This is a genomic window from Sandarakinorhabdus glacialis (assembly GCF_014643455.1).
Classification (GTDB): domain Bacteria; phylum Pseudomonadota; class Alphaproteobacteria; order Sphingomonadales; family Sphingomonadaceae; genus Sandarakinorhabdus; species Sandarakinorhabdus glacialis.
This window is the reverse complement of record NZ_BMJM01000026.1, coordinates 1-5,248: the sequence shown is the minus strand read 5'-3', so window position 1 is coordinate 5,248 and position 5,248 is coordinate 1. Positions and strand designations below refer to the sequence as shown.

Genomic DNA, 5,248 nt, shown 5'->3' with positions numbered 1-5,248 from the left:
GTTCGGCAACATCGGCTGCAACCGTGCCCACTGCCTGTCGTCCAACCAAAACTCGCCTGCCATGCCGCGCTCCCGATGCCTCGGAAGCTTGAATCACACCTCAGATCAGATGTGAATCCTGTTTATGGGTCCCAGCCCTAGACCAAGCCGAATCCAGAAAAACTGGAGCGGTTCACTCAGCCCAATTTCAACGACCTCACGTCATTTCCGATCTTATGATCGCGAAAATTGACTCAGGGCGTGAGCACTATCGTCGATAAATGGGGGCACTATTGGGGGCACCGTAGCTAGTAACCTTCAATTATTACGTGATATTAGAGATACTTATGGCGAGATTTCGAAAGACACCCTCTCCTCCAGACGGCCCTGCTGGGCGTCCCATACAGTCCAGACAGGCTCAAGCGGGTGGACAGGGAGCCCAGTGGCGCAAGGCTTGAATTGCAATGACTGCTAAACCCTTGGTTTCGTCAGAACGCGCGCTATCGAGTCGAGCGTATAGGGTTTGGTAATCGCCGGGATCGAACTATGCTGCAGCGGATAGTCGATGCTGGTGCCATAGCCCGTCGCGAAGACGTAGGGAATGCCGAGTTGACGCAGGCGATCGGCGACCGGCCAGCTCATCTCCGCGCCGAGGTTGATGTCCAGCAGCGCGAAGCTGGGGCTCTCGGTACGTAGAAAGTCCAGGGCCTCCGTGACGTTGCTCGACACCAGCACAGTGCTGGCCCCCATCGCGATCAGCAATTCCTCGGCATCGAGCGCGATGATCACATTGTCTTCGACCAGCAGGACCGTGCCGGAAAGCCGGGCCGCAAGCTTGGAGGCCGGGTCGGAAATCGTGAGCGGCGCGGTCGGGTTATCGCCCTGTACGACCTGCGCCGCGGGCACGACGAAGCGACCATGCAAGCCGGACGCCGCATAATCGAGCGTCGCTTCCCCGCCGAGTTCGTGCGGGATCGAGCGCTGGATGATCACCGAGCCAAAGCCGCGACGGGTCGGCGCTGCGACCGGCTGGCCACCGCTCTCCTGCCAATCGATCACAAGCCTGGCGCTGTCATCGACCTGCCATCTCACGATGACCTCGCCGGTCTGGCCGGCGAGCGCGCCATGTTTGGCGGCATTGGTCATCAGCTCGTGGATGACGAGCGCGACCGTGGAAAAGGCTTGCGGTTGGAGCATTACAGGGGGGCCGTCGAACACGACGCGCGCTGCACCGGCGCCGAGGAACGCCGCCGCTTCCGTCGAGATCAATGTCGCCAGCGATCCCGGTCCCCAATTCTTGGCGGTGATCTGGTCGTGAGCGCGCGCCAGGGCATGAACCCGGTCGCCGAGCACGGTGGCGAAGGTATCGAGGTCACGCGCATTGATCCGGCTTTGCGTCACAAGCCCGCGGATCAACGTCAGGATATTTCGGACCCGGTGGTTGAGCTCGGCAATCAGCAGTTCCTGCTTCTGCGACGCTGCCCAGTTTTCGACTTCGGTCATGCCGGCCTGCTGGAGGACCATTTCCAGCAGCGTGACGCGCATGACCTCGGCCGCCGCCAGCTCCGCGGGCGTCCAGGCCGCCGACTGGCCACGGACGATCTCGCGCCACGCCTCGAAGCTTCGGCGCGGCGAAAGCCGAGGCCCCTCGGGACCGTTGACAACCAGCTTGTCGGGCTTGCCGGCCCAGCTGACGAAATGTGGCAGCTCGCGGCGGAAAAAGACGATATAGTCCCGCGGCGCGCGCGAGATCGGCAGCACGAGCATGCCGGCGGCCCGGTCGACGAAGCTACGTCCCGGTTCGTAGACTTGGCCCAGTTGTGCTGTAGTATAGATCTGGCCGGCGGCGTTAATCGCGAGAAAGCCTTGCAGCGCGTCGCATTCGGCGGCTGTCGGCGTGTCGCCGTCGAGCTTCACGACGCCGTCGATACAGACGGCGATGCCGTCGCATGGGACCAGCTCGGACATCCGGTTGGCGAGCACGGCGATGCTTTCGGCCGCGGACCCGCGCTCGATCACGGCGGCGACGAGATCTTGGCGGAGCCGATGGGTATGGGCCTTGTATGCCTCGATCTCGGCCCGCTCGCGTTTCTCGATCAGGAGCGACAGCATCTGGCCGAACAGCTCGACGGTGGTCCGCTGCTCGAAACATACATGACGCGGCGTCATGTGATGGCAGGAAATCATGCCCCAGAGCTGACCGTCACGGAGCAGCGAGACTGTCATGGTCGCGCCGACGCCCATGTTCCTAAGATATTCGATGTGCATCACCGAGTGCGCCCGCAAGGTGCTCATCGACAGGTCGAGCGGCGTGTTCGCCCGAGCCGGCAACGTCGCCAGCGGGATTGGCTCACCCTCGACATCGACAAGCAGCCGGACCGGGTTGCGCACCAGAAGAGCGCGCGCCTGCTGCGGGATGTCCGCGGCCGGATAGTGCAAGCCAAGATAAGGCTCGAGGTCGGGCCGGACACGCTCGGCGATCACCTCGCCCGAGCCGTCAGCCGCGAAGCGGTAAATCATCACCCGGTCAAAGCCCGTCAGTGCATGAACGAGACGCACGGCCTCGGTGACCAGGCTCGACGGCCCCTGCATGCGTTCCAGCATCGAACGGACCATCGCGCCGGCATTGAGCGTGCCGGCGCCGATATGAGGTTCGCCCTCGATCACACTAAATTCGCCCGACCGGTGGATCGCAAGATCGTAAAGCGCTCCATTGTTCTGAAGCTGTACGGCGAATGTCCGTTCGACGGCATTCGGACCGTTCAGCACCGACAGGCGATTGCGGACCTCGTGGATGGCTTCGTCACGAAACGCGCTGCGGAACGGGTCGCCAAGCAGGTCCTCGACCGACAGGCCGAGATGATCGGCGACATTTGCCGAGACCTGCGAGATCTGCCAGTCGCCATCCAGGGCAAGCAGAAAGCCAATTGGTTGAATGGCGCCGATATACTGGATCGGCTCACGGTCACAGCTCGTCAGATCAACCGTATACGGCTCGTCTCGTCTCGTCTCGATGTCCGCCATGCAATGCCTCTCGGAGGCCATCTCGACACGCGCGTCGTCGGCCAACAGTGGTGCGGCTATAGCCCATTGTGCGATATCGACTAACTATTTCGGAAACCCCCCGGTTGGCGATTGCCGACTGGAACGGTGGATGCAAGCGACGCCGGCGAATGAACCTTTGGTATTGCTTGTGTAACAGTCGGCAAGGCTTTCAGGTGCTAGATATCCATTCAGAATCGTGTATGTGGAGGCTACGAAACGATAATTCGGCTGCGTTCACCGTAACTTCACCTCTGGGAACTACTTACAAACTGTTTCCTGTTTGCAAGATTGACGGTCAGATGAACGGCGCCGAAATCGTCCTGGCGACCAACATCGCCGTGTTAGGCATGTTTGCCGCAAGCTATCTGATTGTCGGTCTGACCAATTGGTCGCAGCGCGGCGCACTCTGGTTTGCTGCCACTTATATCGTTGGCATGCTCGCGCCGATCAGCGAGCTCCTTGTCCCGGTGAGCAATGCCCCAGGGCAACTCGAGCTATTGGGCTATGCCAGCTTCCTTGGCGCCACGCTGGCGATCTCGGCGAGTTTCAGCCATTTTCATCACAAGCACCCGCCATGGCGCCTTATTGCGTTGATCTTCATTGCCGGGCTTATTGCGCGGGGCCTGATCTGGGGCTCAGTCCGCGATACGCTCAGCTATGGCTTTGTCTATCAGCTGCCACTTGCCGCTGCGGCGCTATTGGTGGCGCGGACCGTCGTCCGTGTCGACCACAGGACGGCGCTTCACCTGACGCTTGCCGGCCTGTTCGCGGCGATCGCCGTCAACCTTGCGGCCAAGCCGTTTTTTGCCGCGGCATACGGATCGGGTGCAACGCTCGGCGCCTACACGTCGACGACCTATGCGCTGTTATCCCAGGCAAGTTCCGGACTGCTCTTTCTTGCGGCCGGCATGATCCTGATGCTGGTCGTCGGCCAGCAAGCCATTACCGACTCGCAACTCGAATCCGAAACCGACCTGCTGTCCGGGGTCGCCAACCGGCGCGGCTTCGACCGGCAAGCCCAGGACCTGCTGGCGCGCGCCGAGCATCTGAACCGACCCTTGTCAGTTATCGTATTCGACCTCGATCATTTCAAACGGATCAATGACACGCACGGCCACCAGGCCGGCGACACGGTGATTGCCGATTTCGGCGGGCTTCTTCATGGCCGTGCGCCGCCATCGGCGATCTATGGGCGCATGGGCGGCGAAGAGTTTGCGATGGTGGTTCTATCGAGTGGGCCCGACGCATGGTTGCAAGCCGAGACAATCCGCTCGTCTCTCTTGCAGGCCGGAAACAGCGGAATAGCCGCGACAGTGAGTGGTGGGGTCGCGGAACGCCGGAGCGGTGAAAGCCTGGCAGACGTGTTGCGCCGGGCCGACCTGGCGCTTTATCAGGCGAAAAGCGCCGGCCGGGACAAGATAGTCCTGCAGGCCAGCGACCTGTCGGAAAGTCATACCGCCGGTCTCAAAATGTTAGAAACTCGATAGATTTCTTTGTTTGGAACTCTGCAGGGTAAGTTGGCTACTTCAGCGCTTAATGCATGGCGCTACAAGAGACGAGCCCCGGCTGCTCGCCTCGTAACCAAACTCTTTACGGTTGCGAAACTGTATAATACTTGCTTAATGAACTCTGCCGGATCCCAGTGGCAACGGGTGCACGAACGCGCTGCCATATTGTCGTCGAGGAGAATCGAATGAAAATTTTCAGTCTTCTGTTAGCTGCCGGCATGCTGAGTGCGGCCGTCGTCGCGCCAGCTGCCACCGTTACATTCTCCGGTTTGGCGAACAATCTGGTTTCGCAAAGTACCTATTCTGAAGCCGGTTTCACCTTCACCAGTATTGATGGCAACTTCTGGGGTTATCCGGACGGCGGGCAACTTCACATGGATCCTAGCGGTTTTGCCAATCACAGGTATGACGTGACTTTGACGAATGGTGGCCTTTTCACTGCTGACTCAACCGACGTCGTTTGCTGCGGCTCGCCCGGTGCCAATCTTCAGGTCGATGTCTATGGCGCAGGCGACGCTTATCTCGGCACGTCCAATTTTGCCGCTTCGGCCAATACCACGATCTTGGGCAACGGTTTCGTGCAGTATAGCCGCCTGCGGTTCATCGCTACCGGGTAATTACTCACCCGTACCAGCTATCAGGCGGTGACGGCACCCAGGATGGTGTGGAATGGAGTGCGTCCCGCGAGACGCGCAGTGTCAACGGTGGTGCGCAAG

Annotated in this window: 3 protein-coding genes; 2 read left to right on the top strand and 1 reads right to left on the bottom strand. The window is 60.5% G+C overall.

Annotated features, from left to right (window positions below):
* Positions 1-450 precede the first annotated feature (450 nt).
* A complete protein-coding gene (locus tag IEW98_RS15875; RefSeq protein ID WP_207792613.1) occupies positions 451-3,048 on the bottom strand; it encodes an HWE histidine kinase domain-containing protein in 2,598 nt (865 codons plus the stop codon).
* 275 nt (positions 3,049-3,323) lie between these two features.
* On the opposite strand from IEW98_RS15875, the gene IEW98_RS15870 reads away from it, so the two are divergent.
* Positions 3,324-4,511, top strand: coding sequence for a GGDEF domain-containing protein (locus IEW98_RS15870; protein ID WP_188764482.1), 1,188 nt, complete (start codon positions 3,324-3,326; stop codon positions 4,509-4,511).
* Between the two features lie 206 nt (positions 4,512-4,717).
* Positions 4,718-5,149: a hypothetical protein gene (locus IEW98_RS15865; RefSeq protein ID WP_188764480.1), complete on the top strand. Its 432-nt coding sequence runs from the start codon at positions 4,718-4,720 to the stop codon at positions 5,147-5,149.
* Positions 5,150-5,248 lie beyond the last annotated feature (99 nt).